Source organism: Neorhizobium sp. JUb45 (assembly GCF_004343585.1).
GTDB lineage: Bacteria > Pseudomonadota > Alphaproteobacteria > Rhizobiales > Rhizobiaceae > Neorhizobium.
In genome coordinates, this window is the sequence record NZ_SLYW01000001.1 from 581793 (window position 1) to 606311 (window position 24519).

23 protein-coding genes are annotated in these 24519 nt (G+C 59.1%); 16 read left to right on the forward strand and 7 right to left on the reverse strand.

Features of this window, described 5'->3' with window-relative positions:
• Positions 1 to 35 precede the first annotated feature (35 nt).
• Complete coding sequence (gene ctrA, locus EDF70_RS02760; protein WP_112733668.1) at positions 36 to 737, reverse strand: cell cycle two-component system response regulator CtrA; 702 nt, start codon at positions 735 to 737, stop codon at positions 36 to 38.
• A gap of 442 nt (positions 738 to 1179) precedes the next feature.
• Between ctrA and EDF70_RS02765 the strand changes: the two genes are divergently transcribed.
• A complete protein-coding gene (locus tag EDF70_RS02765) occupies positions 1180 to 1533 on the forward strand; it encodes a flagellar export protein FliJ (RefSeq protein WP_132271708.1) in 354 nt (117 codons plus the stop codon).
• A 41-nt stretch (positions 1534 to 1574) separates the two neighbouring features.
• Entirely contained in the window at positions 1575 to 2168 is a 594-nt protein-coding gene (locus EDF70_RS02770; protein WP_245519015.1) for a paraquat-inducible protein A, read from the forward strand.
• Between the two features lie 43 nt (positions 2169 to 2211).
• On the opposite strand, the gene EDF70_RS02775 is transcribed toward EDF70_RS02770, so the two are convergent.
• The 3 genes from EDF70_RS02775 to EDF70_RS02785 all read right to left on the reverse strand — a co-directional run bounded on the left by EDF70_RS02775 (position 2212) and on the right by EDF70_RS02785 (position 4680).
• A complete protein-coding gene (locus EDF70_RS02775; RefSeq protein WP_112733674.1) occupies positions 2212 to 2487 on the reverse strand; it encodes a DUF1153 domain-containing protein in 276 nt (91 codons plus the stop codon).
• 188 nt (positions 2488 to 2675) lie between these two features.
• Positions 2676 to 3398 (reverse strand): sugar transferase, encoded by a 723-nt coding sequence (locus EDF70_RS02780; protein ID WP_132271709.1) that lies wholly within the window; start codon positions 3396 to 3398, stop codon positions 2676 to 2678.
• Between the two features lie 256 nt (positions 3399 to 3654).
• Positions 3655 to 4680 (reverse strand): DUF2793 domain-containing protein, encoded by a 1026-nt coding sequence (locus EDF70_RS02785; protein ID WP_165931926.1) that lies wholly within the window; start codon positions 4678 to 4680, stop codon positions 3655 to 3657.
• 257 nt (positions 4681 to 4937) lie between these two features.
• Here EDF70_RS02785 and EDF70_RS02790 point away from each other — a divergent pair, with 257 nt between their 5' ends.
• The 11 genes from EDF70_RS02790 to EDF70_RS02840 all read left to right on the forward strand — a co-directional run bounded on the left by EDF70_RS02790 (position 4938) and on the right by EDF70_RS02840 (position 16610).
• Positions 4938 to 6191, forward strand: coding sequence for a sarcosine oxidase subunit beta family protein (locus EDF70_RS02790; protein WP_132271711.1), 1254 nt, complete (start codon positions 4938 to 4940; stop codon positions 6189 to 6191).
• A 48-nt stretch (positions 6192 to 6239) separates the two neighbouring features.
• Entirely contained in the window at positions 6240 to 6518 is a 279-nt protein-coding gene (locus tag EDF70_RS02795; RefSeq protein WP_132271712.1) for a sarcosine oxidase subunit delta, read from the forward strand.
• Positions 6515 to 9472 (forward strand): sarcosine oxidase subunit alpha family protein, encoded by a 2958-nt coding sequence (locus EDF70_RS02800; protein ID WP_132271713.1) that lies wholly within the window; start codon positions 6515 to 6517, stop codon positions 9470 to 9472. Before EDF70_RS02795 ends, EDF70_RS02800 begins: the two co-directional genes overlap by 4 nt.
• Before the next feature lie 10 nt (positions 9473 to 9482).
• Complete coding sequence (locus EDF70_RS02805; protein WP_132271714.1) at positions 9483 to 10031, forward strand: sarcosine oxidase subunit gamma family protein; 549 nt, start codon at positions 9483 to 9485, stop codon at positions 10029 to 10031.
• 46 nt (positions 10032 to 10077) lie between these two features.
• Entirely contained in the window at positions 10078 to 10728 is a 651-nt protein-coding gene (locus tag EDF70_RS02810; protein WP_132271715.1) for a hypothetical protein, read from the forward strand.
• A 320-nt stretch (positions 10729 to 11048) separates the two neighbouring features.
• Positions 11049 to 11951: a branched-chain amino acid ABC transporter permease LivH gene (locus EDF70_RS02815; protein ID WP_132271716.1), complete on the forward strand. Its 903-nt coding sequence runs from the start codon at positions 11049 to 11051 to the stop codon at positions 11949 to 11951.
• Position 11952: 1 nt separating this feature from the next.
• Positions 11953 to 13344 (forward strand): high-affinity branched-chain amino acid ABC transporter permease LivM, encoded by a 1392-nt coding sequence (gene livM / locus EDF70_RS02820; RefSeq protein WP_132271717.1) that lies wholly within the window; start codon positions 11953 to 11955, stop codon positions 13342 to 13344.
• Positions 13344 to 14222 carry an ABC transporter ATP-binding protein gene (locus tag EDF70_RS02825; RefSeq protein ID WP_132271718.1) on the forward strand — a complete coding sequence of 293 codons (879 nt, stop codon included), beginning with the start codon at positions 13344 to 13346 and terminating at the stop codon, positions 14220 to 14222. Before livM ends, EDF70_RS02825 begins: the two co-directional genes overlap by 1 nt.
• A complete protein-coding gene (locus tag EDF70_RS02830; RefSeq protein ID WP_132271719.1) occupies positions 14222 to 14950 on the forward strand; it encodes an ABC transporter ATP-binding protein in 729 nt (242 codons plus the stop codon). Before EDF70_RS02825 ends, EDF70_RS02830 begins: the two co-directional genes overlap by 1 nt.
• 39 nt (positions 14951 to 14989) lie before the next feature.
• A complete protein-coding gene (locus EDF70_RS02835) occupies positions 14990 to 15343 on the forward strand; it encodes a DUF6867 family protein (RefSeq protein WP_132271720.1) in 354 nt (117 codons plus the stop codon).
• Positions 15344 to 15488: 145 nt separating this feature from the next.
• A complete protein-coding gene (locus tag EDF70_RS02840; RefSeq protein ID WP_132271721.1) occupies positions 15489 to 16610 on the forward strand; it encodes a branched-chain amino acid ABC transporter substrate-binding protein in 1122 nt (373 codons plus the stop codon).
• A 316-nt stretch (positions 16611 to 16926) separates the two neighbouring features.
• Here EDF70_RS02840 and EDF70_RS02845 read toward each other — a convergent pair whose 3' ends face one another.
• The 3 genes from EDF70_RS02845 to EDF70_RS02855 form a co-directional block, all read right to left on the reverse strand.
• Positions 16927 to 17130: a hypothetical protein gene (locus EDF70_RS02845; RefSeq protein ID WP_132271722.1), complete on the reverse strand. Its 204-nt coding sequence runs from the start codon at positions 17128 to 17130 to the stop codon at positions 16927 to 16929.
• Positions 17131 to 17203: 73 nt separating this feature from the next.
• Entirely contained in the window at positions 17204 to 18142 is a 939-nt protein-coding gene (locus EDF70_RS02850; RefSeq protein WP_132271723.1) for a response regulator transcription factor, read from the reverse strand.
• Positions 18135 to 21518: an ATP-binding protein gene (locus EDF70_RS02855; protein WP_132271724.1), complete on the reverse strand. Its 3384-nt coding sequence runs from the start codon at positions 21516 to 21518 to the stop codon at positions 18135 to 18137. Before EDF70_RS02855 ends, EDF70_RS02850 begins: the two co-directional genes overlap by 8 nt.
• Before the next feature lie 293 nt (positions 21519 to 21811).
• Between EDF70_RS02855 and EDF70_RS02860 the strand changes: the two genes are divergently transcribed.
• The 3 genes from EDF70_RS02860 to urtA all read left to right on the forward strand — a co-directional run bounded on the left by EDF70_RS02860 (position 21812) and on the right by urtA (position 24407).
• Complete coding sequence (locus tag EDF70_RS02860; RefSeq protein ID WP_245519019.1) at positions 21812 to 22633, forward strand: aspartyl/asparaginyl beta-hydroxylase domain-containing protein; 822 nt, start codon at positions 21812 to 21814, stop codon at positions 22631 to 22633.
• A gap of 80 nt (positions 22634 to 22713) precedes the next feature.
• Positions 22714 to 22842 carry a hypothetical protein gene (locus EDF70_RS30585; RefSeq protein WP_281033522.1) on the forward strand — a complete coding sequence of 43 codons (129 nt, stop codon included), beginning with the start codon at positions 22714 to 22716 and terminating at the stop codon, positions 22840 to 22842.
• 275 nt (positions 22843 to 23117) lie between these two features.
• Entirely contained in the window at positions 23118 to 24407 is a 1290-nt protein-coding gene (gene urtA, locus EDF70_RS02865) for an urea ABC transporter substrate-binding protein (protein ID WP_132271726.1), read from the forward strand.
• Positions 24408 to 24519 lie beyond the last annotated feature (112 nt).

Consider the following 24519-nt stretch of genomic DNA (forward strand, 5'->3'; position numbering starts at 1 on the left):
GCGGGCCTTGCGGAAGGGGAATTCCGATATTTCTATCAGGCCGTTTCGGCGTATTCCGCGCCATCCGGTTCGCGCAGCACATAGCCACGGCCCCAGACGGTTTCGATGTAGTTGGCGCCATCGGCCGCATTTGCCAGCTTCTTGCGCAGCTTGCAGATGAAAACGTCGATGATCTTCAGTTCCGGCTCGTCCATGCCACCGTAAAGATGGTTCAGGAACATTTCCTTGGTGAGCGTGGTACCCTTGCGGAGCGAAAGCAGCTCCAGCATCTGGTATTCCTTGCCCGTCAGGTGAACGCGCTGACCACCGACTTCAACGGTCTTGGCGTCCAGGTTAACGATCAGTTCACCGGTGATGATGATCGACTGGGCGTGGCCCTTGGAACGACGAACGATGGCGTGAATACGAGCAACCAGTTCGTCCTTGTGGAACGGCTTGGTCATGTAATCGTCAGCGCCGAAACCAAGGCCTCGTACCTTGTCTTCGATGCCAGCCATGCCCGACAGGATCAGGATCGGGGTCTTAACCTTCGAGAGGCGCAGCGTCCGCAGCACTTCGTAACCGGACATGTCCGGCAGGTTAAGATCCAGAAGGATGATGTCGTAATCATAGAGTTTGCCGAGATCGACGCCCTCTTCACCGAGATCGGTGGTGTAAACGTTAAAACTTTCGGACTTCAGCATAAGCTCGATGCTCTGAGCCGTTGCGCTGTCGTCTTCGATCAATAGAACCCGCATGTTTTTCCCCTTTACCGCCGCGAAAGGTTTGCAACCCCCTAACGCGCACCGGATCCAGTCGTTGCCTGATTTGGAGGCTGCCACCAAATGGTTAACAAACTCTGACTCGTGTTGGCAAGGTACAGGAATTTGTTAAACAAAATTGGTACTGGCCTGATTTCAATTGAGAATCCGTCACCGCCAAAACGTGAATCATAACGCGAGGAAATTGCGCTAAGTGATTCATACGACTCGTCATTGTCGTTAGTCGAATAATCGACCATGGCATTTACTGACCCTTAAGCGATCGGCCTTATCATTAACGATGCCCGTAAACGAAAGGTTACCGCGACGAAAAATTCATTAACGTCGTGGAAATTTTTTTGGTCCTATGTGTAACAACTCGGACACAGGCTCGATTGTTAATTTGGCCGGGGTCTCGCTATCCACGGGAGTATTGCGTATGAAATCGCGTGACAGTCTGGTTCGCCTGAAAGAATTTCAGGTGAATGACAAGCGCCGACAGCTGCAGCAGTTGCAGATGATGATGGCGGAATTCGAAAGAATGGCGAAAGAGCTGGAACACCAGATCACGCTTGAAGAAAAGAAGTCCGGAATTTCCGATCCTAACCACTTTGCCTATCCGACCTTTGCAAAGGCGGCACGGCAGCGGGCGGATAATCTCCAGGTTTCGATCCGCGAGCTGAAAAGCCAGCAGGATTCCGCAGAGCTGGTGCTTGAAGAAGCACAGGCCGAGCTTTCCAAGGCAACGGCGTTGGAAGAACGCGACGTCGGCAACCAGCGCGCTCGCGCATAAAAAAGTTTCCGGCCGCCTATCGCCGGATCCATATCGCCAACGTGGCCAGGCAGATCATTCTGCCGGGCCCGTTGTCGTTTTTGTCGGGTGTTTTGTCACCACATCATGCGCTACATACGGTCACCACGTGGCTGGAGCGATTGATGCATCTGTCGAAATTTTTATGGATACTTGTTGCTGCTGTTTTTCTGATGCTCGGCCTTTTTCTGCCGATCATGCGCTTCGACAGTTTTTATTTTTTCAGCAAGACGCCGTCACTGGTCGGCGTCGTTTCCTCGCTCTGGACGAGCGGCGATATTTTGCTGGCCTTGCTGGTCGGCGGATTTTCCATCCTGTTTCCGATCCTCAAACTCGCGGCGCTTTTTTTGGGCGCGATACGCGGGGAGGGCCAATCGACGCGCAGCCGCTTCCGGCGGGTGATGCCGTACCTGTCGAAATGGTCGATGATGGATGTGATGCTGGTGGCGATCGTGGTGTTCGCGGCAAAAACCAGTGGTCTCGCGACCGCGATTGCCCAACCGGGCCTCTGGTTTTACGCGGGCTCGACACTGATTTCCGGCGTGATCCTGCCGCTGGTCGATCGCGATGCGCTCAGAAGGCGGCGCCTTAAAAAGCAGAACCCCTCGCGGCCCTGAGGTCGAGAGGGGTTAAAGCAGGCCGAATTCGGCAACACAGACGTCAGTGACGATACTGCTGGATACGGGTTGTTCTCAGGCCGGCAAGGCCATGATCATTGATCGATGCCTGCCAGGATAGGAATTCTTCTACTGTGAGCGTGTAACGCTCACAGGCTTCTTCCAAGCTCAACAGGCCACCGCGGACTGCAGCAACCACTTCAGCCTTGCGACGAATGACCCAGCGGCGCGTATCGGCCGGGGGCAAGTCAGCAATCGTCAATGGGCTGCCATCGGGTCCGATGACATATTTAACTCGGGGTCGTATCATTTCGGTCATTGGACTCTCTACACTACACAAGACCACGTGAGAGAGCCTAGAGCGGCAGTTTTAACATTTACCTAAGCGGTTCACGGGATTTTGTCCCTGCTGTGGAAAAGTTGAGCCAATAACGGAAAAAGTCAGAAAAAAAGCGCCCTGGAGGGAGCGCTTTTTATTTGCCGGGAATTAGAAGACGGACAGTTTCGTCAGAAACCCTTGCCGCCACGCAGTTCGGACACAACGGTTCCGACCATGATGCGGATATCGAACCAGACGGAAAACTTGTCGATATAATGCAGGTCGCAGGCAATGCGGGCACGTGCCTTGCCGGGACGATCAGTCGGACCACGCAGGCCGCGCATCTGGGCGAGACCGGTCATGCCGGGCTTGACCATGTGGCGACGGTGATAATCCGGCACCAGATCCTCGTAAGGAATACCGGCGGCCAGCATGCCGATAGCATGGCAACGCGGGCCGACCAGCGACATGTCGCCCTTCAGCACGTTCAGAAGCTGCGGCAGTTCATCGATATTGGTCTTGCGCAGGATGGCGCCGAGCTTGGTGATGCGCGGATCGTTCTTGATGGTCTGGGCCACACCGGTCGCGTCACCGAGGTCGGTGCGCATCGAGCGGAACTTGTAGACCCTGATCTTGCTGCAATCCTTGCCCCAGCGGGTCTGCCGGAAAAGCACCGGCCCCTTGCTGTCGAGCTTGATCAGAACAGCAACCGCCAATAGCAGAGGTGCCAGGGCGATAAGGGCCATCAGCGAGACGGAAATATCCACCGCACGTTTGGCGGTGAGGTGTCCCCGTTTCAGTCGGGGCTTGGAGAATGCAACGGCGCGACTGTTGCTTTTCGCAACCGCGAAGGACTCGCGACTCCGGACGGTGGCATAGGCTGCGCTTTTGTGGAGATCGGATATGCTCACGACGTTCCCCGCGTTATCTATGTTTTCAATCGTTTGTCTAGATCCTGATATAACACATACTCAGGACTGCTCAACCCGCTTGATTAGGGATCAATTAAGGCTGTCATGAATTCATTGAGATATTTTTGCATTGCAGCAATTTCATGACAGCCTTGATTCAAATTTTAGGCGATGATCCGTATCTCTATGTTTCTTCTGGGTTGTGCGTGTTCATACCACTTTGAAGTGTCGATGCGTTCAAACCATGGCAGTCGGATCACAGCATGGCGACAGTCAATTGTGTCAAGGTGGGAGCGAAATAGATCTGTGCCGTTCCGGTATGCCGCAAGGACAGCTCATCGCCTGCAGCCAGAAAAGCGACCTGCGTGTGGGACAGGCCCAGAGGCGCGGCTGCCGGAGCCCACAGGCCAAACATAAGGTTTGAGCCGTTGATCATGAGACTGGTCACATGGCCGGAAGAACTCGTGGCAGTGACAAGCAACGAAATCAGATAAAGACCGGCTGCCGGAACCTTGAGGGCCTGGCCGATGCTGCCAATTTGCGACCCGAGCACCACGCCGCCCTGTACCTGGTCCAGTCCGGTAAAACCGCTGTCAATCGTATCCGTCTGATTCACGGCGCCATCGTTCCTGTAGGCGCGGCCAGCCGGCCTTTGAGGCAGGTTGATGACACCACTCTGGTCAATTTTGAGCGCCGTATGCCAGTCTGCGCCATTGCTGACCTTGATCGAAAAATCATTGTCGCCGGCAAGACCAATTTCGGCATGGCCCGTCCAGTTCGATTGGAACAGCAGCGTTGCCGTGTCGGTGAGGGCGGATTTATTGATCTTTGCCTGATGCCCGTGGCCGACATGGGTGAACAGGCTGGCTTCGGAGGCAACCGCCAGACGATTATAGCTGTCTGCGCTGGTATTGATGCCAAGCATGTCGGGGGTCGCATTGCCGGTATCGACAGTGCTCCACACCGAGCCATCGAAAATTTTCAGCTTCTGCTCGGGGGTGAACCATGCGAGCCAGCCCTGTTTCGGGCGGAAGAAGGACCATGCGCCATCCTGCCTGGCAGCGATATGGCCGTCATAGCCGGCCCAGTCGCCGCCGGCATCTGCCGCCACGATAAAACGTGCGCCTTCGGCCGGGGCTGCCGGCGGGGCGGTCAGCTCGGCTTCGACGGCGAGATGAACGATCGCATCGAGGGCCAGCAGTGCCTCGTTATGGGTGACGTGTTTCTGCGCCTGCGACGGCAGGATGAAAGGCATCGAGATATTGGTCGTGCGGTCTGCCATGTGTCGTCTCCTTTGACGAGGTTGAACAGACGGGATTTTAAGTCCTGCGCGGAATGCGTGGATGAACTCGGAGTCAAGCGATTGAAAAGATTGAATCGGGTGTCGAAAACGTCCACGCCTGTCTGGCAGCGTGAAAAACGTGCCTTTCTTCCGCCGGCCGTGAAAAATGGTCGCAAACAGAATGTTGTGAGCGGGTTTGCGCTTGTTCTCGGACGCGCTTATGCGCATGTTGGCCGCGTTTAAAACAGGACCTTCGCATGCGTTATTCCGCCCTTTCCATTCTCAGACAGGCGCTGTCGGGCAATCGCGGCTGGAAACCGGTCTGGCGAGAACCGCAGCCGAAACCGCATTACGATGTGATCATCGTCGGCGGCGGCGGGCATGGTCTGGCGACGGCCTATTATCTGGCCAAGGAATTCGGCATCAAGAATATCGCGGTGCTGGAAAAGGGCTATATCGGTTCCGGCAATGTCGGCCGCAACACCACGATCGTGCGCTCCAACTATCTGCTTGAGGGCAATATTCCCTTCTACGAATTCTCGCTGAAACTGTGGGAAGGGCTGGAGAAGGATCTCAACTACAATGCCATGGTCAGCCAGCGCGGCGTGATGATGCTGGCGCATTCCGACGGCCAGCGCGACGCCTTTGCGCGGCGCGGCAATGCCATGCGCATGCATGGGGTCGATGCCGAGCTGCTGGATCGCGAAGACCTGCAGAAGATGATGCCTTACCTTAATTACGATCACGCCCGTTTCCCGATCAAGGCCGGTCTTTTGCAAAAGCGCGGCGGCACGGCGCGTCATGATGCGGTGGCCTGGGGATATGCGCGTGGTGCCGACAGCCACGGCGTCGATATCATCCAGCATTGCGAGGTGACCGCCATCCGCCGCGACGAAAACGGCAAGGTCACAGGCGTCGAGACGTCAAAAGGGTTTATCGGCTGCAACAAGCTGGCGCTGGCGACGGCCGGCCATTCCTCCGAGACGGCGCGCATGGCCGATCTGCGCCTGCCGATCGAGACACATGTGCTGCAGGCCTTTGTCTCGGAAGGCATCAAGCCGGTGATCGACAATGTCATCGTTTATGGCGGCGGCCACTTCTATATCTCGCAATCCGACAAGGGCGGTTTGGTTTTCGGCGCCGACATCGATTATTACTCGTCCTATGCGCAGCGCGGCAATCTCGCCATCGTCGAATCCACCATGGAGGAGGGGGTGTCGCTGATCCCCGGCCTTTCGCGGCTCAGGGTTCTGCGCAGCTGGGGCGGCGTCATGGACATGTCGATGGACGGTTCGCCGATCATCGACCGCACGCCGATCGACAACCTCTATCTCAACGCCGGCTGGTGTTACGGCGGCTTCAAGGCGACGCCGGCCTCCGGTTTCTGTTTTGCGCACCTGATCGCCAGAAACGAACCGCATCATGTGGCGCGCGCGCTGCGGCTGGACCGTTTCGAGCGCGGTTATGCGGTGGACGAGGCGGGCAAGGGTCCGCAACCGAACATTCATTGAGCTGGCGCCCAACCGGCCCCGAACTGGCATGAACCGAGTATTTTTCAGATGGCAAGCCTGATCACCTGCCCGCATTGCGGACGACGACCCAAGGAAGAGTTTTCCATCCGCGGCGATGCCGTGCCGGAACGGCCGGCGCCTGCCGCCTCGGAGGAGGCTTGGCATGCTTATGTCTATCTGCGCGACAATCCGCGTGGAAACATTCGCGAATATTGGCATCATGTGGCCGGTTGCCGCCGCTGGCTGGTGGTCGAGCGTGATAACCTGACCCACGCGGTTTTTGCCGTGACCGATGCACGCGAAGCAGCCAAGGGAGGTACGGCATGACCTCGTCGCGTATCGCCAATGTCGGGCTGGTCGATCACAGCCGCGTCGTGAAATTTTCGTTCGATAGCCGAAGCTACAAGGGTTTCGAGGGCGATACGCTCGCCTCGGCGCTTTTGGCCAATGACCAGATGCTGATGGGCCGCAGCTTCAAATATCATCGCCCGCGCGGGCCGGTGACGGCGGGAGCGTCGGAACCGAATGCGCTGGTGACGATCGGAAAGGATGCGCGCACCGAACCGAACACACGCGCGACCGTTGCCGAGCTTTACAGCGGCATGGTGGCGAAGAGCCAGAATGCCTGGCCTTCGCTGAAATTCGATATCGGTTCGATCAACGGTGCACTGTCGCCGATGCTGGGCGCCGGTTTCTACTACAAGACCTTCATGTGGCCGGCTGCCTTCTGGGAAAAGCTCTATGAGCCGGTCATTCGCCGCGCCGCCGGTCTTGGCAAGGCGGTGATGGAAGCCGACCCGGATCGATATGAAAAAAGCTGGGCGCATTGCGATCTGCTGGTGGTCGGTTCCGGCCCGGCCGGGCTGATGGCGGCGCTGACGGCCGCTCGCGCCGGTTTGCGGGTCATCCTTGCCGAGCAGGATTTTCGTCTGGGCGGTTCGCTTCTGTCCGAAACCGCAGTGATCGGCGGTGTTTCGGCACCCGATTTCGTCTCGGCGACGCTGGCCGAACTCGCAGCCATGCCGAATGTGACACTGATGCCGCGCACCACCGTGTTCGGATGGTATGACGACATGGTGTTTGGCGCTGTCGAAAAGGTGCAGAAACATGTGGCCGTGCCGAGCGCCGACAAGCCTGTGGAACGGCTGTGGCGTATCGCGGCCGGTCGCGCCATTCTTGCATCCGGCGCGGAAGAACGGCCGCTGGTGTTCGGCGGCAATGACCGTCCCGGCATCATGACGGCGGATGCAACGCGCACCTATCTCAACCGTTATGGCGTTGCCACCGGTCGCAAGGTTGCCGTGTTCACCAATGGCGGTTCCGGTTATCGCACCGCCGCCGATTTGTCCGCACGCGGCGTCAATATCGCTGCCATCATTGATTCACGCGCGGAATCTGCGGATTATGCGCCTTATGGCGTGCGGGTTATCCGCAGCGGCTCGATTGTCGATACCAAGGGCGGCAAGCGCCTCTCCGGCATCATGACCAACCGCTTTGGTTATGACGAGATGATCGACTGCGATGCGCTGGCCATGTCCGGCGGCTGGTCGCCGATCGTGCATCTGATGTGCCAGCGCGGCGCCAGGCCGGTGTGGTCGCAGGAGGCGCAGGCGTTTCTGGCCCCGGATGTCGGGCCGCTGTTCATCGCTGCCGGTTCGGCTGCGGGACACGCTACCATGTCCGAATGCCTGCGCGATGGCGCCACCAAGGCGCATGCGGCAGTGGAAGCCGTCGGCCGTCTGGTCGGGCATGTGAATACGCCGGAGGTGGAGGGCGAATACGATCCGTCCTTTGCGCCGCTCTGGTATGTGCCGGGTGCGCGCTCGAAAGCCTTTGTCGATTTCCAGAACGATGTGCATGTCGATGATCTGGCGCTGGCGACCCGCGAAGGGTTTGGCCATGTCGAACATGCCAAGCGTTACACCACCAACGGCATGGCGACCGATCAGGGCAAGCTCGGCAATGTCAATGCCGTGGCGCTTCTGGCCGGCATGCGTGGCGTGTCTCCGGCCGAAGTCGGCACCACCACCTATCGTCCGTTCTACACGCCGGTTTCCTTCGGCGCACTGGCCGGCACTGCGCGGGCCGAACAGTCGCGGCCGATCCGCACTTCGCCGCTGCATGGCTGGGCCAAGAAGAACGGCGCGACCTTCCTCGAAAGCGGGTTTTGGTATCGCTCCGCCTATTTCGTTGAGGGCGAGGAAAAGACCTGGCGCGAAAGCGTCGATCGCGAAGTGCTCAACGTGCGCCAGAATGCCGGCCTCTGCGATGTCTCGACGCTCGGCAAGATCGAGATTTTTGGTAGCGACGCCGCCGAATTCCTGAACCGCGTTTACTCGAATGCATTCCTGAAACTGCCGGTCGGCAAGGCGCGGTATGGCCTGATGCTGCGTGAGGACGGCATGGTCTTCGATGACGGCACCACCAGCCGACTGTCGGAAAACCACTATGTGATGACCACCACGACGGCTTACGCGGCCGAAGTGATGGCGCATCTGGAATTTGCCTCGCAAACCTTCTGGCCGGATCTCGACGTGCGTTTCGTCTCGACCTCGGACCAATGGGCGCAGATGTCGCTCGCCGGGCCAAAGTCGCGAACCATCCTGCAAAAGCTGGTCGAGGAGGATCTTTCCGACGCGGCTTTCCCGTTCCTCGCTGCACGAGAAGTGCGGTTGAAGGGTGGGCTTTCTGCGCGGCTGTTCCGTATCTCGTTTTCTGGCGAGCTGGCCTATGAGCTGGCCGTGTCCGCCGGTTATGGCGAAGCGGTCGCCGATGCGATCATGGAGGCCGGGCGCGAAGAGGGGATCTGCGCCTATGGCGTTGAGGCGCTCGACGTGCTGCGCATCGAAAAGGGCCATGTCACCCATTCCGAACTCGATGGCCGCACCACGGCCGATGATGTCGGCCTTGGCAAGATGATGTCGGCGGCCAAGCCCGACTTCATCGGCAAGCGCCTCTCCACCCGTTATGGCCTGACAGCCGCAGATCGGCTGCAGATGGTCGGCCTGAAGCCGGTCGAACTCGACAAGCCGCTCAAGGCAGGCGCTGCACTGCTGCGCGAAGGTGTCGAGCCGTCGATGACGGCGGGGCAGGGGTTTGTCTCTTCGGCCTGCTTCTCGCCGCATATCGGCCAGTGGATCGGGCTTGCCATGCTGAAATCCGGCCGCGAGCGCATCGGTGAAAAGATCCTCGTCTGGGATGCGGTGCGCAGTACCGAGTTTCTGGCGGAAGTCTGCTCGCCTGTTTTCGTTGATCCCGATAACCTGAACCTGCACGCCTGAGGTCATGCCGATGTCGATTTCCTTCACACACCGGCACATCCTCGAGGACCGCATGGGCGGTTACGAGCCGAGCCCGAATGCCAACCACCTGACGGTCGTTCGCCGCCCGGTGATCTTTTCCACGCTCGCGCATGCCGGCCATGAAGCCGCGGTGGCCGAAGCGCTGTCGCTGGTCGAGGATGTCGTCGTCCGGTCGGTCAGCCCGTCGGATTGGCTGGTCGTATCGCAAAGTGCCAGCGCTGCAACGATTTCGGCATCTCTGGCCACCATTCCGGGCCTCTCCTTTGCCGAGCAGAGCGATGGACAGGTGCTGATGGCGCTATCCGGCCCGGACGTGCGCACCATCCTTGCCAAATGTGTTGCGGTGGATCTGCATGCGGACATGTTTGCCGAGGGGCAGTCGGCGCCGATGATGATCTGCCGCGTTGCCGGCAATCTGGCCCGCACCGGTGCCGATGCATTCGAGATCATCGTGCCGCGCTCCCATGCGGCCTATGTCTTCGACGAATTGCGCGACGCCGGTCGTGAGTTTGCGATGACGCGCGGGTTTGGAGATTAAAGAGATGACAGCAGCCGGCCGTCGCAGGATCCGATGGGGCCGGGTGATGCCTGTGCTTGTCCTGTTGCTGATCGGTGCCGCTTATGCCGGATGGCGGGTGTTTTTGACGCGCTCCGTCACGATCCGGCTGGAACCTGCGGGGTATGAGCTGACCTACACCATGGCCTGGGATACCAGCATGAGGGAAAGGGTGACTCTATCCAAGGTTGGCAGCCCCTTTCAGGGTGCTTCCAGCGAATGGATAGAACTTTGGAAAAGACCGTATGATTCCGGCCTGTCTGTCTATCGAAATCAGGATGGATCACGATATTATCTGGGCACCGTCTACAAGCTTTTGATTTTCGAGCCGGCTTCGGGAAGCCTTTCGTCCCATTGCAATCCGGATGCTGCTCCAGCCCGGACCGATCTGGGTGCGCAACTGGAATTTTACAATTCGCATGAGGTACGCGAGTCCTTAGATCCCGGTGGCCGCGATCTTTTCGAATACATCGAGGAAGATCAGGTGTCGGGTGCTGTGCCCGACGATCCGCCAGAATCTCGTTATTTTACTGGGCTCCAGTATCTCGGGCGCTTTGGCCTCGTGCGGCCGCCTAAGTCTTGGCCTGGGTCTGGGGCAGGGCGTGGTGACGAAATTCGCTTCGTTCCGGCCGGGCATGCTCCCGAACCCCAGGGTAGTCTGGTCAGCCGCTGTGGTTGAAAGCGGGCGAAGCGATGCCCCATGTTTTGATGACCGACTAATTCACTCTAGGATTGCGGGATTCCTCCGGTTTTATCCACCAGAGGTCGGTCATATCCAGCTATTTCCGCACAGAATTTGTGACGTGTGTGCCGCATTTTTAGCATTGGTGAGCGTATTTGCGCCATCCTGGGCAAAAGCCCACTAATTTTTTTCTGCCTCTTTCTTTTGCACTTCACATTTCTATCGAAACGGGTAGGAATCAAAAAAATTGAAGATCCCATAAGGGACACTGACACAAAAGATGCGGCCGCCCAAAGATCGCATCCAGGGGAAACTACATGGAATATTTTATCCAGCAGCTCGCAAACGGGCTGACTCTCGGATCGATCTATGGCCTCGTGGCAATTGGTTACACGATGGTCTACGGCATTATCGGCATGATCAACTTCGCCCATGGCGACATCTTCATGCTCGGCGGTTTTGCTGCCCTGATCGTCTTTCTCATCCTCACCACGTTCTTCGCCGGTATTCCGGTGGCGCTGGCGCTTCTGGTCATGCTGATCGTCGCCATGCTGATGACGGGTTTGTGGAACTGGACGATCGAGCGCATCGCCTATCGCCCGCTGCGCGGCTCGTTCCGCCTGGCGCCGCTGATTACCGCGATCGGCATGTCGATCGTGCTGTCCAACTTCATCCAGGTGACGCAGGGCCCGCGCAACAAGCCGATCCCGCCTCTGGTCACCGAGGTCTATCATATCGGTAATATCACCATTTCGCTGAAGCAGATCCTGATCGTGGTGATCACCTCGATCCTGCTGTTCGCCTTCTGGTACATCGTCAACAAGACGCCGCTGGGTCGTGCCCAGCGCGCCACCGAACAGGACCGCAAGATGGCGGCTCTCCTGGGCGTTGATGTCGACAAGACGATCTCGATCACCTTCATCATGGGTGCAGCACTCGCCGCCGTCGCCGGTTCGATGTACCTGATGTATTATGGTGTCGCCTCGTTCAACGACGGCTTCATTCCGGGTGTGAAGGCCTTCACGGCAGCCGTTCTCGGCGGCATCGGTTCGCTGCCTGGCGCTGTTCTCGGCGGTCTGCTGATCGGCCTCATCGAAAGCCTGTGGTCAGCCTATTTCTCGATCGCTTACAAGGATGTCGCAACCTTCGCCATCCTCGCCATCGTGCTGATCTTCAAGCCCACCGGCATTCTTGGCCGGCCGGAAGTGGAGAAAGTGTAACATGGCCATCGCATCGGAAAACAACGTCCAGCCGGACGTCATGGCCAAGGCCATCAAGGAAGCCGTGTTCGCAGGCGTCGTCGCCTTCTGCATGTTCCTGCTCTTCGTCGGCATCGAAACTTATCAGGACATCAACAACCAGCTGGTCTGGCGCACGCGCTGGGGTCTTCTGGCGGTGTTCGTCGCGGTTGCCGTTGTCGGCCGTTTCGTGACGGTCGCCTTCATCAAGCCGCATCTGGACAAGCGCAAGCTTGCCAAGGCGAAAACCGGCGTTCTGGACATCTCGGAAGAAAAAAGCTTCTTCCACAAGCATTTCCTCAAGATCGCGCTGGTCTTCCTGCTTTGCTATCCCTTTCTGGCGATGATGATCTTTGGTCGTCAGGGCTCGCTGAAATATGTCGACAACTTTGGCATCCAGATCCTCATCTACGTGATGCTTGCCTGGGGTCTCAATATCGTCGTCGGTCTCGCCGGCCTGCTCGATCTGGGTTACGTCGCCTTCTATGCGGTTGGCGCCTATTCCTACGCGCTGCTGTCGTCCTATTTCGGCTTCTCCTTCTGGCTTCTCCTGCCGATGGCCGGCATTCTCGCCGCTCTCTGGGGTGTCATTCTCGGCTTCCCCGTCTTGAGATTGCGAGGGGACTATCTTGCGATCGTGACGCTGGCCTTCGGTGAAATCATCCGGCTTGTGCTGATCAACTGGACGGATGTCACCCGCGGTACCTTCGGTATCTCCGGCATCGCCAAGGCTTCGTTCTTCGGCATCTGGTCCTTCGACGTGGGTGCAGCGAACAATTTCAACAAGGCCTGGGGGCTTCCGTCTTCCTCTGTCTATTACAAGATGTTCCTGTTCTACATCATCCTGGCGCTGTGCATGCTGACGGCCTATGTCACCATTCGCCTGCGTCGCATGCCGATCGGTCGCGCCTGGGAAGCCCTGCGCGAAGACGAAATCGCCTGCCGTTCGCTCGGCATCAACACCGTCGCCACCAAGCTGACGGCGTTTGCCACCGGCGCCATGTTCGGCGGTTTCGCCGGATCGTTCTTTGCTGCCCGTCAGGGTTTCGTATCTCCGGAAAGCTTTGTCTTCCTGGAATCGGCAGTCATCCTTGCCATCGTCGTTCTCGGCGGCATGGGTTCGCTGACCGGCATCGCCATTGCGGCGGTGGTCATGGTCGGCGGTACCGAGCTGTTGCGCGAAATGGAATTCCTGAAGCACGTGTTCGGACCTGACTTTACGCCCGAACTCTACCGCATGCTGCTCTTCGGTCTGGCGATGATCATCGTCATGTTGTTCAAGCCGCGTGGCTTCGTCGGCACCCGTGAACCGACGGCCTTCCTGAAGGAGAGAAAGGCTGTCTCCGGCAGCTTCACCAAGGAAGGCCACGGCTGATGGCGACGGGTACAACGACAATGGCAAAAGACACGATCCTCAAGGTCGAACACCTGTCGATGAAGTTCGGTGGCCTGATGGCGATCAACGACTTCTCGTTCGAAGCCAAGCGCGGCGAAATCACCGCGCTGATCGGCCCGAACGGCGCCGGCAAGACCACGGTGTTCAACTGCATCACGGGCTTCTACAAGCCGACCATGGGCATGCTCACGCTCAACCGCTCGAACGGCAAGGAGTTCCTTCTGGAACGCCTGCGCGATTTCGAGATCAACAAGGTGGCGGGCGTCTCCCGTACCTTCCAGAACATCCGGCTGTTTTCGGGCCTCACCGTTCTGGAAAACCTTCTGGTCGCGCAGCACAATGTGCTGATGAAGGCCTCGGGTTTCACGATCCTCGGCCTGCTGGGGCTTCCGACCTACAAGAACGCCGCCAAGGCGGCGATCGAAAAGGCCGAATACTGGCTGGAAAAGGCCGATCTGACCGATCGTGCCGATGATCCGGCGGGTGACCTTTCCTATGGCGCGCAGCGCCGTCTGGAAATCGCCCGCGCCATGTGCACCGGGCCGGAACTGCTCTGCCTGGACGAACCGGCCGCCGGCCTCAACCCGAAGGAATCGCTGACGCTCAACGCGCTTTTGCGTGGCATCCGCGACGAGGGCACGTCACTGCTCCTGATCGAGCACGACATGTCCGTCGTCATGGAGATTTCCGACCACGTCGTGGTGCTGGAATATGGCCAGAAGATTTCCGACGGCACGCCCGATCACGTGAAAAACGACCCGAAGGTGATTGCAGCCTATCTCGGCGTCGAGGATGACGAAGTTGAAGAAATCGAGGAAAAGCTCGACAAGGGCATTATCGAAGAGGGGACCGTCTGATGACCGGTGAACCGCTTCTCAAAGTCCAGGCCGTCGAGACCTATTACGGCAATATCCGTGCTCTCTCGGGCGTCGATGTCGATGTCCACAAGGGCGAGATCGTCAGCCTGATCGGCGCCAATGGCGCCGGCAAGTCGACGCTGATGATGACCATCTGCGGTTCTCCGCAGGCCCGCACCGGACAGGTCATCTTCGACGGCGAGGATATCACAAGGCTGCCGACGCACCTGATCGCGCGCAAGCGCATCGCCCAATCGCCGGAAGGCCGTCGCATCTTTCCGCGCATGACGGTTTACGAAAACCTGCAGATGGGTGCCGGGCTCGACAACCTGAAATATTTCAACGAGGACGTGGAGAAGATCTTTACCCTCTTCCCCCGCCTCAAGGAACGCCAGAGCCAGCGCGGCGGTACGCTGTCGGGCGGCGAGCAGCAGATGCTGTCGATCGGCCGCGCGCTGATGGCGCGTCCGAAGCTGCTTTTGCTGGACGAACCGTCGCTCGGTCTCGCACCCTTGATCGTCAAGGGCATTTTCGAGGCGATCAAGAAGCTCAACAAGGAAGAGGGGCTCACCGTCTTCCTCGTCGAGCAGAACGCCTTCGCGGCGCTGAAACTGTCGGATCGCGGTTATGTCATGGTCAACGGCAAGGTTACGATGAGCGGCACCGGCAAGGAGCTGCTGATCAATCCGGAAGTCCGTGCGGCCTATCTCGAAGGAGGCCGGCATTGAGCGCGACCATTCTCACCCTCATCACGGGGAGCAACTGACATGCAGGGTCTGTTTTTCGAAGACGACACGACGGTTCGCTATTTTCTGCGCGGCATCGTGCTGCTGCTCGGTTTCTGGACCGCATGGCGGGCCGGCAAGGCGGCGGCGGAAGGCTGGAACGGTTATCGCGAAGTCGTGATCTATGCGGTGCTTTTGACCTGCGCCATGCAGTTCCTGCATTATGCGCTGTTTCAGGGGCCGTTCATCGACGCCTTCTATTTTATCCTTGATCTTGTTCTTCTTCTGGTTTTCGCGCTGGCCGGTTTCCGTATCCGTCGCACCAAACAGATGGTCCAGAACTATTACTGGCTTTACGAGCCGACCTCCGCGTTTTCGTGGAAGAACAAAGATTGACAGCCGGTCTAATCTGAATTCAGATCGGTTTGAACAAGAACAATAACACACCTCAAGGTGGAACAGCTTTCCGGCGTGGCGATGGTGGGTGTCGCGCTGGATCCCAAAAAAACCGCTCACCTCTTAAATAACTGGGAGTTATTCAATGAAGAAGTCTCTTCTTTCCGCTGTTGCGTTGACGGCCATGGTTGCCTTCGGCGGCAACGCCTGGGCTGACATCGTCATCGGCGTCGGCGGTCCTCTGACCGGCCCGAACGCCGCATTCGGTGCACAGCTCCAGAAGGGCGCCGAACAGGCCATCGCAGACATCAACGCTGCCGGCGGCATCAACGGCGAAAAGCTGACGATCGCGCTCGGCGACGACGTCTCCGACGCCAAGCAGGGCGTTTCCGTTGCCAACAAGTTCGTTGCTGACGGCGTCAAGTACGTGGTCGGTCACTTCAACTCGGGCGTTTCGATCCCGGCTTCGGAAGTTTACGCCGAAAACGGCATTCTCGAAATCACCCCGGCTGCAACCAACCCGGTCTTCACCGAGCGCAAGCTGTGGAACACCTTCCGCACCTGCGGCCGTGACGACCAGCAGGGCGGCGTTGCCGGCAAGTATCTTGCTGAAAAGTTCGCTGACGCCAAGATCGCCATCATCGACGACAAGACACCTTACGGCCAGGGTCTCGCTGAAGAGACCAAGAAGGCCTATAACGCGCTCGGCAAGAAGGAAGTCGTTCGCGAAGGCGTCAACACCGGCGACAAGGATTTCTCCGCCCTCATCGCAAAGATGAAGGAAGCCGGCGTTTCGATCATCTACTGGGGTGGTCTTCACACCGAAGCCGGCCTGATCATCCGTCAGGCAAAGGACCAGGGCCTCAAGGCAACGCTCGTGTCTGGTGACGGTATCGTCTCCAACGAGCTTGCTTCGATCGCCGGCGATGCCGTCGAAGGCACGCTCAACACCTTTGGCCCGGACCCGACGCTGAAGCCTGAGAACAAGGCACTGGTTGAAAAGTTCAAGGCCGCCGGCTTCAACCCGGAAGCCTACACGCTTTACTCCTATGCCGCCGTTCAGATCATTGCCGAAGGCATCAAGTCTGCCGGTAGCGCCGATGACGCTGAAGCCGTTGCCAAGAAGCTGCACGAAGGCACGTACAAGACCGTTCTGGGCGACATCGCCTTCGACGAAAAGGGCGACCCGAAGCTTCCGGGCTACGTCATGTACGAATGGAAGAAGGGCCCGGACGGCAAGTTCAGCTACTTCCAGCAGGGCAGCTGAGCCGGCAAGGCTTGAGCCTCAACGTATTCAGGGAGCCCGGCGCGAGCCGGGCTCTTTGCGTTTTGGGATGTGTTTTTGGGCGGCGGAATGAGACGGTGCGGCGTACTCCTTCTGATCTCCCCCCCTTGAGGGGGAGATGTCACCGTGAGGTGACAGAGGGGGGGTGGCAACGGTGCGGCATACGGTTTGCAAACGGCATTTGCGCCAGAAACACCCCCCTCTGTCCTGCCGGACATCTCCCCCTCAAGGGGGGAGATCGGCTGAACGGCATCCTCTGTATTCCATCGCCATTGTCCGATTCGACGCGATTTCCCCGTCAGGCTTCCCCATCCCGCCGCCTTATCAGATCACGCTCCGACGCCGTCACCTCGTCTACTGACGCACGCTCGTCGTCGATTTCTACCTTCGCCGCACCCGCGCCGTCTCGCCAGACTTTTTGCACGGCATCGATGGCTTCGCGCGCCGTCTCGGCCTCGATGCTGGGGCGATTGCCGTCGAGGGGCTTGATCTTGAATGACATGGTTCGGCCTCCGGGTTAGGAGGCACAACAGGACGGGCGACGCTTCCGTTCCAAATTGTTTTGGGCCGGGACATCACATCTCGTGCAGCACATGCGCGGCCTTCACCGCCGCCGATGCCCGGTTCTCGACGCCGAGTTTGACGTAAATCTGCTCCAGATGCTTGTTCACCGTGCGTGCCGAAAGCCCCAGAATATCGGCGATATCGCGGTTGGCCTTGCCCTTGGCGATCCAGAGCAGCACTTCGGATTCGCGCTGGGTCAGCGGAAAATGCTGACGCAGGATGGCATCGTCGGAGCGTTCGCGGGCGGCTGTCAGCCGGAACAGGAATTCGTCGGCTCCAATCGCGCCGAGGAAGGAAAATTGCAGGCTGGCGGCCTCGGCCGCATTGGCTGCCGGTGCGGGCAGCGAAAAGCTGGCATCGCGGGAAAAGCCCGGCTTGCCGCGTTCCGCCATCCAGGCGGCGAGGCGGGCGGCGACGATTTCCAACCCTTCGTCGCTGCCGGTGGCGGCATTGATCAGACGGGTTGCCTGCGGTGTGTACCAGTGCACGGCACCGGAGCCGCGGGCTGCCAGCAGATGTCGGCCGGCGGCATCGAGTGCGACGCGGGCGCTCTGGGCGGAGCGGGCATTGGACAGATGAACGCGGATGCGGGCGCGCAGCTCGTCGATATTGATCGGTTTGGTGAGGTAATCGACGCCGCCGCTGTCGAGTGCGTTGACGACATGTTCGGTCTCTGTAAGGCCGGTCATGAAGATCACCGGCACCTGCGCCACCGCGCCATGCGCCTTCAGCCTCCGGCAGGTTTCGAAACCGTCCATGTTCGGCATGACCGCATCCATCAGCACCAGATCGGGTGTGATGCGCTCGACGATGGAGAGGGCAGCCTGTCCCGATGTGGCGATCAGCACCGAAAAACCGGACTGTTCCAGCGCGTCGGTGAGGAAGCCGAGCGCCTCGGGGCTGTCATCGACCAGAAGCACGATATCGCGGGGCGTCGTCGTGTCAGGCATTGTCAGCTTTTTCCTCGTTGAAACGGTTCAGGAAGGCCATGTAACCGGCGATGTCGAAGGCCTGTACGTAAACACCGGCCTGTTCCGCGAAGGGGCGATTTTCTTCCGCCTTGGCCAGATCGGCAAGTTTTGCCTCGATGCCACGGACATAACCGATCTCGCCCAGTTGGAGAAGGTCCTGAAGATGGGTCGAGCCGGGGCTTTGGACGGTTGCCGGTCTGGGTGCCGGTTCCGGTGGCTGATCCTCCTCATAGGTCCATTTTAGCCCGAGATGGACGGCGAGCTTGTCGGCCAGACGGCGCACGTTGACCGGTTTGGCGATCGCGTCGTTATGGCCATCTGTGCCGTCGGGCGTGCCGGCGCCATCACCGATATTGGCCGACAGCATGACGATCGGCGCGGTCTGCCCCTGTTCGCGCAGTTTTGCGACGAGTTGCCAGCCGCTCATGCCCGGCATGGAGATATCGACAAGGAAAAGGTCGGGTTTGACGCCTTCGATCAGCGTCAGGCATTCCGGCCCGCTTGCCGCCGTCAGCACGACAAAATCCATCGGCGTCAGCACTTCGCGCATCAGTTCGCGATGATCCTGATTGTCATCGACCACGACGATGGTGCGGCGCGGGCCGGTATAAGAGGTGATCTTCTTTTCCAAGGCCGGTGCGGTGCTGGGGCGATGCACGGCCGACAGCATCAGCCGCACCTTGAAGGTCGAACCTTCATCCTTGGCGCTGGCAACAGTGATCTCGCCACCCATTGTGTTGGTCAAAAGTTGCGTGATGGTGAGGCCGAGACCGAGACCCGGCATCGGACGAATGCTTTCGGCCTCGCCGCGCTGAAAGGGTTCGTAGATGCGGCCGAGATCCTTTTCGGCGATGCCGCGTCCGGTATCGGCGATGGAGAATGTCGCGACCTGGCTGCGATAGGCAATGTCGAAGCGCACCGTGCCGTGGTCGGTGAATTTTATGGCGTTGGACAGAAGGTTGACGAGGATCTGGCGCAGGCGTTTTTCGTCAGTGCGCACATATTGCGGCAGGGTTTTGGCGCGGTCGTGTTCGAAGGTCAGGCCCTTGGCCTGCGCCTGCATGGAAAACATCTCGACGATCTGGTCGAGAAAATCCTGGATGTTGATCTCGTTGGAATAGACCTGCAGGCGGCCCGCCTCGATCTTGGAAATATCCAGCAGTCCGTCGATCAGGCCCGAGAGATGATCGGCGGAGCGCTTGATCACCTTGATGGCGGATTGCCGTGGGGCAGGGATGGTGTCGTCTCGCTCCAAAATCTGGGCGTAACCGAGCACGGCGTTCAGGGGTGTGCGCAATTCATGCGACAGGCCGACCACATACCGGCTCTTGGCGCGGTTGGCGGCCTCGGCGGTTTCCTTGGCTTCCTGCAAGGCGGCGTCGGTTTTCTTGTGGGCGGAGATTTCTTTCAGCAGCAGTGTGTTCTGGCGCGAGGATTCTTCTTCCGCCACCACCCGGCTGTCATGGGCAAGCACATAAAACCACGAGACGATGCCGGCCATGATGGCAAAGACGAAAAACACGATCGAGATCGTGCCATAGATGATTTCGGCATTGGCGGGTGCTGCCTCGCCGGCCTGATAGGCGATCATGCCGAGAATGGCGCCCATGGCCGAAATCGAGATGACGGCGGTGGTGGCGTAACGTCCAAGCCGCGTCGTCAGCTTGGTGATGACGGTTTCCGGCAGGAAGGCGCGGGCGACAGTGCCGACCTGCGTGTTCAGCCGCGCATGCGGTTTGCACATGTCGTGGCAGCGGCTGTCGAGCGAACAGCAGAGCGAACAGATCGGCGCGGCATAGGCGGGACACCAGGCCATGTCTTCGTGTTCGAACGGGTGTTCGCAGATCGAACAGGTGATGGAGCCGAGGGTCGCCCAGCTTTTGCGCTGTTTTCGCGCCAGGTAATATTTGCCCTTGGTGGCGAAGGCGATGGCCGGCGACAGCAGAAGCGCGATCAGGGTGATGTAGGTGGAAAGCGATGCCCAGAGTGGCCCGAACAGGCCGAAATGAGCGGCCAGCGCGATCGTGGCAGAGCCGAACATGGCGCCGATGCCGACCGGGTTGATGTCATAGAGATGCGCGCGCTTGAACTCGATGCCCTGTGGCGAGAGGCCGAGCGGCTTGTTGATGCAGAGATCGGCCGAGATGGTGCAGAGCCATGACATGGCGATGATCGAAAAGATGCCGAGTGTCGCTTCCAGCAGCCGGTAGATGCCGAGTTCCATCAAAAGCAGCGCGATGGCGACGTTGAACACCAGCCAGACGACCCGGCCGGGATGGCTATGGGTCAGGCGCGAGAAGAAATTCGACCATGCTAAGGACCCGGCATAGGCGTTCATCACGTTGATTTTCAGCTGCGACACGACAACGAAAGCGGCCATCAGAAGAAGGGCGGCGGTCTCGTTGGGGATCATGTAGCCGAAGGCGGTGAGATACATATGGGCGGGATCGGCGGCCTCGTGTGCCGGGACGGCGGTCGACAGCGTCAGCACCGCCAGAAACGAACCGGCCAGCAGTTTTGGCACGCCGACGACCACCCAGCCGGGACCGGCGAGAAACACCGCAAAACGATGCCGCCACTTGTGCACGCCTTCGGATGGCAGGAAGCGCAAAAAGTCGACCTGCTCACCGATCTGCGGCATCAGCGCCAGAATGACGGCGGAGGCTGCACCGAATTCCACGAGGTCGAAGGGAGCGGCACCACCGATTTCACCGTTGGAATGACCGATGCCGGCAAAAGCCCGCCAGAGGTCGAATTTTTCCCAGTCGAGGAAGGCGATGAAGACGAAGGGCAGGATGTTCAACACGATCCAGAACGGCTGGGTGATCAGCTGGAAACGCGAGATCAGCTGCACACCATAGATGACCAGCGGGATCACCACCACGGCGCTGATGATGTAACCGATCCATGGCGGAATGCCGAAGGCGAGGTCCAGTGCGCCGGTCATGATCGAGGCCTCGATCGCAAACAGCATGAAGGTGAAGCTGGCATAGATCAGCGAGGTGATGGTGGAGCCGATATAACCGAAGGAGGCACCGCGCGTCAGGAGGTCGATATCGACGCCGTGGCGGATGGCATAACGGCTGATCGGCAGGCCGATGACCAGCATGACGATGGCGGCGGCGATGATTGCAAAAAACGCGTTGGTGGTGCCGTAGGAAAGGGTGATCGTGCCGCCGATCGCCTCCAGCGCCAGAAAGGAAATCGCGCCGATGGCGGTCTGCGAAATGCGGCTGGAGGAAAACCGTCGGGCGCTTTTTGCGGTGAAGCGCAGCGCATAGTCTTCCAGCGTCTGGTTGGCCACCCAGCGATTGTATTCTCGGCGGACGGGGATGATGCGTTGGCGTGCGGCCATGCCTGAAAACGAGCGCCTTTGACAGGGAGACTGATATTTGGGCAGTTTCTGCTGCGGCGCAGCGTTTGGCAAGCGACATGCAACCTGAACGGCCATTGTTTTGCCGGATTTTCCCTTGTCATTGTTGTGCCGGCTATCAAAAATCGCCGGACAGGTCGACATACTGACAGAAGCGCTTGCAAGCCCGTTGGGGCGCTCCATGTCAGAACCGATCAGACATGCATACCGGCACAGCGGCCGCCGGCAACGTTTTCACGCCGCGCCAGATCAACCCAATATTTCAGGCGTTTCCCGTGACCTCCACATCTCCCGACGCAGAAGAACCCTCGCAGGATTTCGGCACGACCGGCATTGCGCCGATGGAACGTGCCAGCCCCATCACCCGCTTTTTCATGGGCATCGTCGCCTGGGCGGAGAAGCTGAATTTCAGGCACGCAAAACTCGGCAACCCGCCGGTCTATGACAATGCCACCTTTCCCTGGGCTGCCGAGATCGAGAAGGCCGCTCCGGCGATCCGCGCCGAACTTGACCGTATTCTTATGCGCAAGGACGAGTTGCCGAGCTTTCAGGACATTTCCACCGACGTGAAGACGATCTCCACCGATCAGGGCTGGAAGACGTTTTTCCTGCTCGGTTTCGGCGTGCGCTCGGAGCAGAACATCAAGGCCTGCCCGGACACATGGAGTGCGATGCAGCAGATACCCGGCCTGACGACGGTGATGTTTTCCATCTTCGAACCGGGCAAACACCTGCCCGCCCATCGCGGTCCCTATAACGGTGTGCTGCGCCTGCATCTGGGCCTGATCGTGCCGGAAAATTCGGGCGATATTCTTGCCATCCGCGTCAAGGACCAGATCTGCCATTGGCAAGAGGGCAAGGTGCTGATCTTCGACGATGCCTATGAGCACGAGGCCTGGAACCACACCGACAAGACCCGCGTCGTGCTGTTTGTCGATTTCGTCAAGCCGCTGAATTTCCCGGCCCGGCTGGTCAACTGGCTGCTGATGCACATGGCGATTTTCACGCCCTTCATCCGCGAAGGTCTGGACAACCACAAGGAATGGGAAAAGAAATTTTATGCGCAGGCCGAGGCGCTGCGCAATCGGCCGAACTGAGGGCCATAAGGCGATAATAGCGCTTGCTATTTCACCGTAATCAGCGGCTAGACTTGTGCGTCAACATGAGGAGACACGCCATGGCCAAGGGTCAGGTACGCAGCAACAAGGAAACGCGAAAACCCAAGAAGGACAAGGTCGCTGCAAGCGCGGCTCCGACCTTGGGATCGCAGGTCAAACTGGCCGACAGTTCCACGAAAAAGAAGTAATTCCTATTCGCTCGACCTGCGCCGGATATCCGGTGCCCTGAAAACCGGCAGCCGCTTATCTCCAGCGGCCGCCGAATTGAGCCTATCGCAGCCGTACCCGGCCGGCCGAGCCCCGCGCTATCATGCGCCGCGCAAATGCTCCCGCTTTCCCCCTCCGGCTACGTCATTTTGCGTATTCGAGTTTGCGGTGCAGCAGCCGATAGTCGGCTTAAGCAACGGTTAACAAGAGGCGCAGGCCCCCGTTGCTTGAACGAACAAGAAGAGGGGTTCGACCAATGACATTCAAGAGCAAACTGGGAGGCGCGCTGTTGGCCGCCGCGATGTCGGCAACCGCGCTGTCCGGCGCCTTTGCCGCTGACGACACGATCAAGATCGGCGTGCTGCATTCGCTGTCGGGCACGATGGCGATTTCGGAAACCACGCTGAAAGACGCCATGCTGATGCTCGTCGAAGAGCAGAATAAGAAGGGTGGCGTTCTCGGCAAGAAGCTTGAGGCCGTGGTTGTCGACCCGGCTTCCGACTGGCCGCTGTTTGCCGAAAAGGCCCGCCAGCTGATTTCCCAGGACAAGGTTGCCGCCGTGTTCGGTTGCTGGACGTCTTCGTCGCGCAAGTCCGTGCTGCCGGTGTTCGAGGAGCTGAACTCGATCCTGTTTTACCCGGTCCAGTACGAGGGTGAAGAATCCTCGCGCAACATCTTCTATACCGGCGCTGCCCCGAACCAGCAGGCCATTCCGGCCGTCGATTATCTGGCTGCCACCGAAGGCGTCGAGCGCTGGGTTCTGGCCGGTACCGACTATGTCTATCCGCAGACGACCAACAAGATCCTGAAGGCCTACCTGATGTCGAAGGGCGTCAAGGAAGAGGACATCATGATCAACTACACGCCGTTCGGTCATTCCGACTGGCAGACGATCGTCTCCGACATCAAGAAATTCGGCTCGGCCGGCAAGAAGACCGCTGTCGTTTCCACCATCAACGGTGACGCCAACGTGCCGTTCTACAAGGAACTCGGCAACCAGGGTATCAAGGCGGAAGACATTCCGGTCGTCGCCTTTTCCGTCGGTGAAGAAGAGCTCGCCGGCCTCGACACCAAACCGCTGGTCGGCCATCTCGCCGCCTGGAACTACTTTCAGTCCGTCGATGCGCCGGTCAATGCCGAGTTCATCAAGAGCTGGCACGCCTATACCAAGAACGACAATCGCGTCACCAACGACCCGATGGAAGCCGCCTATATCGGCTTCAATGCCTGGGTGAAGGCCGTCGAGGCTGCCGGCACGACCGAGACCGACAAGGTTCTCGACAGCATCATCGGTGTTTCCGTGCCGAACCTGTCGGGCGGCACCTCCACCGTCATGCCGAACCACCACATCACCAAGCCGGTGCTGATCGGTGAAATCCAGGCCGATGGCCAGTTCGACATCGTGCAGGAAACGGCGGCTGTGGTGGGCGACGAATGGTCGGATTACCTGCCGGACTCGAAGGACCTGATCTCCGATTGGCGCAAGCCGATGGAATGCGGCAACTTCAACGTCGCCACCGGCAAGTGCGGCGGCAAGGGTAGCTGATCTTTTCCTTCGAGGCAAAGACCCCTCCCAACCCTCCCCACAAGGGGGAGGGCTCTAACCCAGTCGCTCCGCCAAGGTTTTCAATGAGCCGAAGTGGGTGCCGCGAATTTTC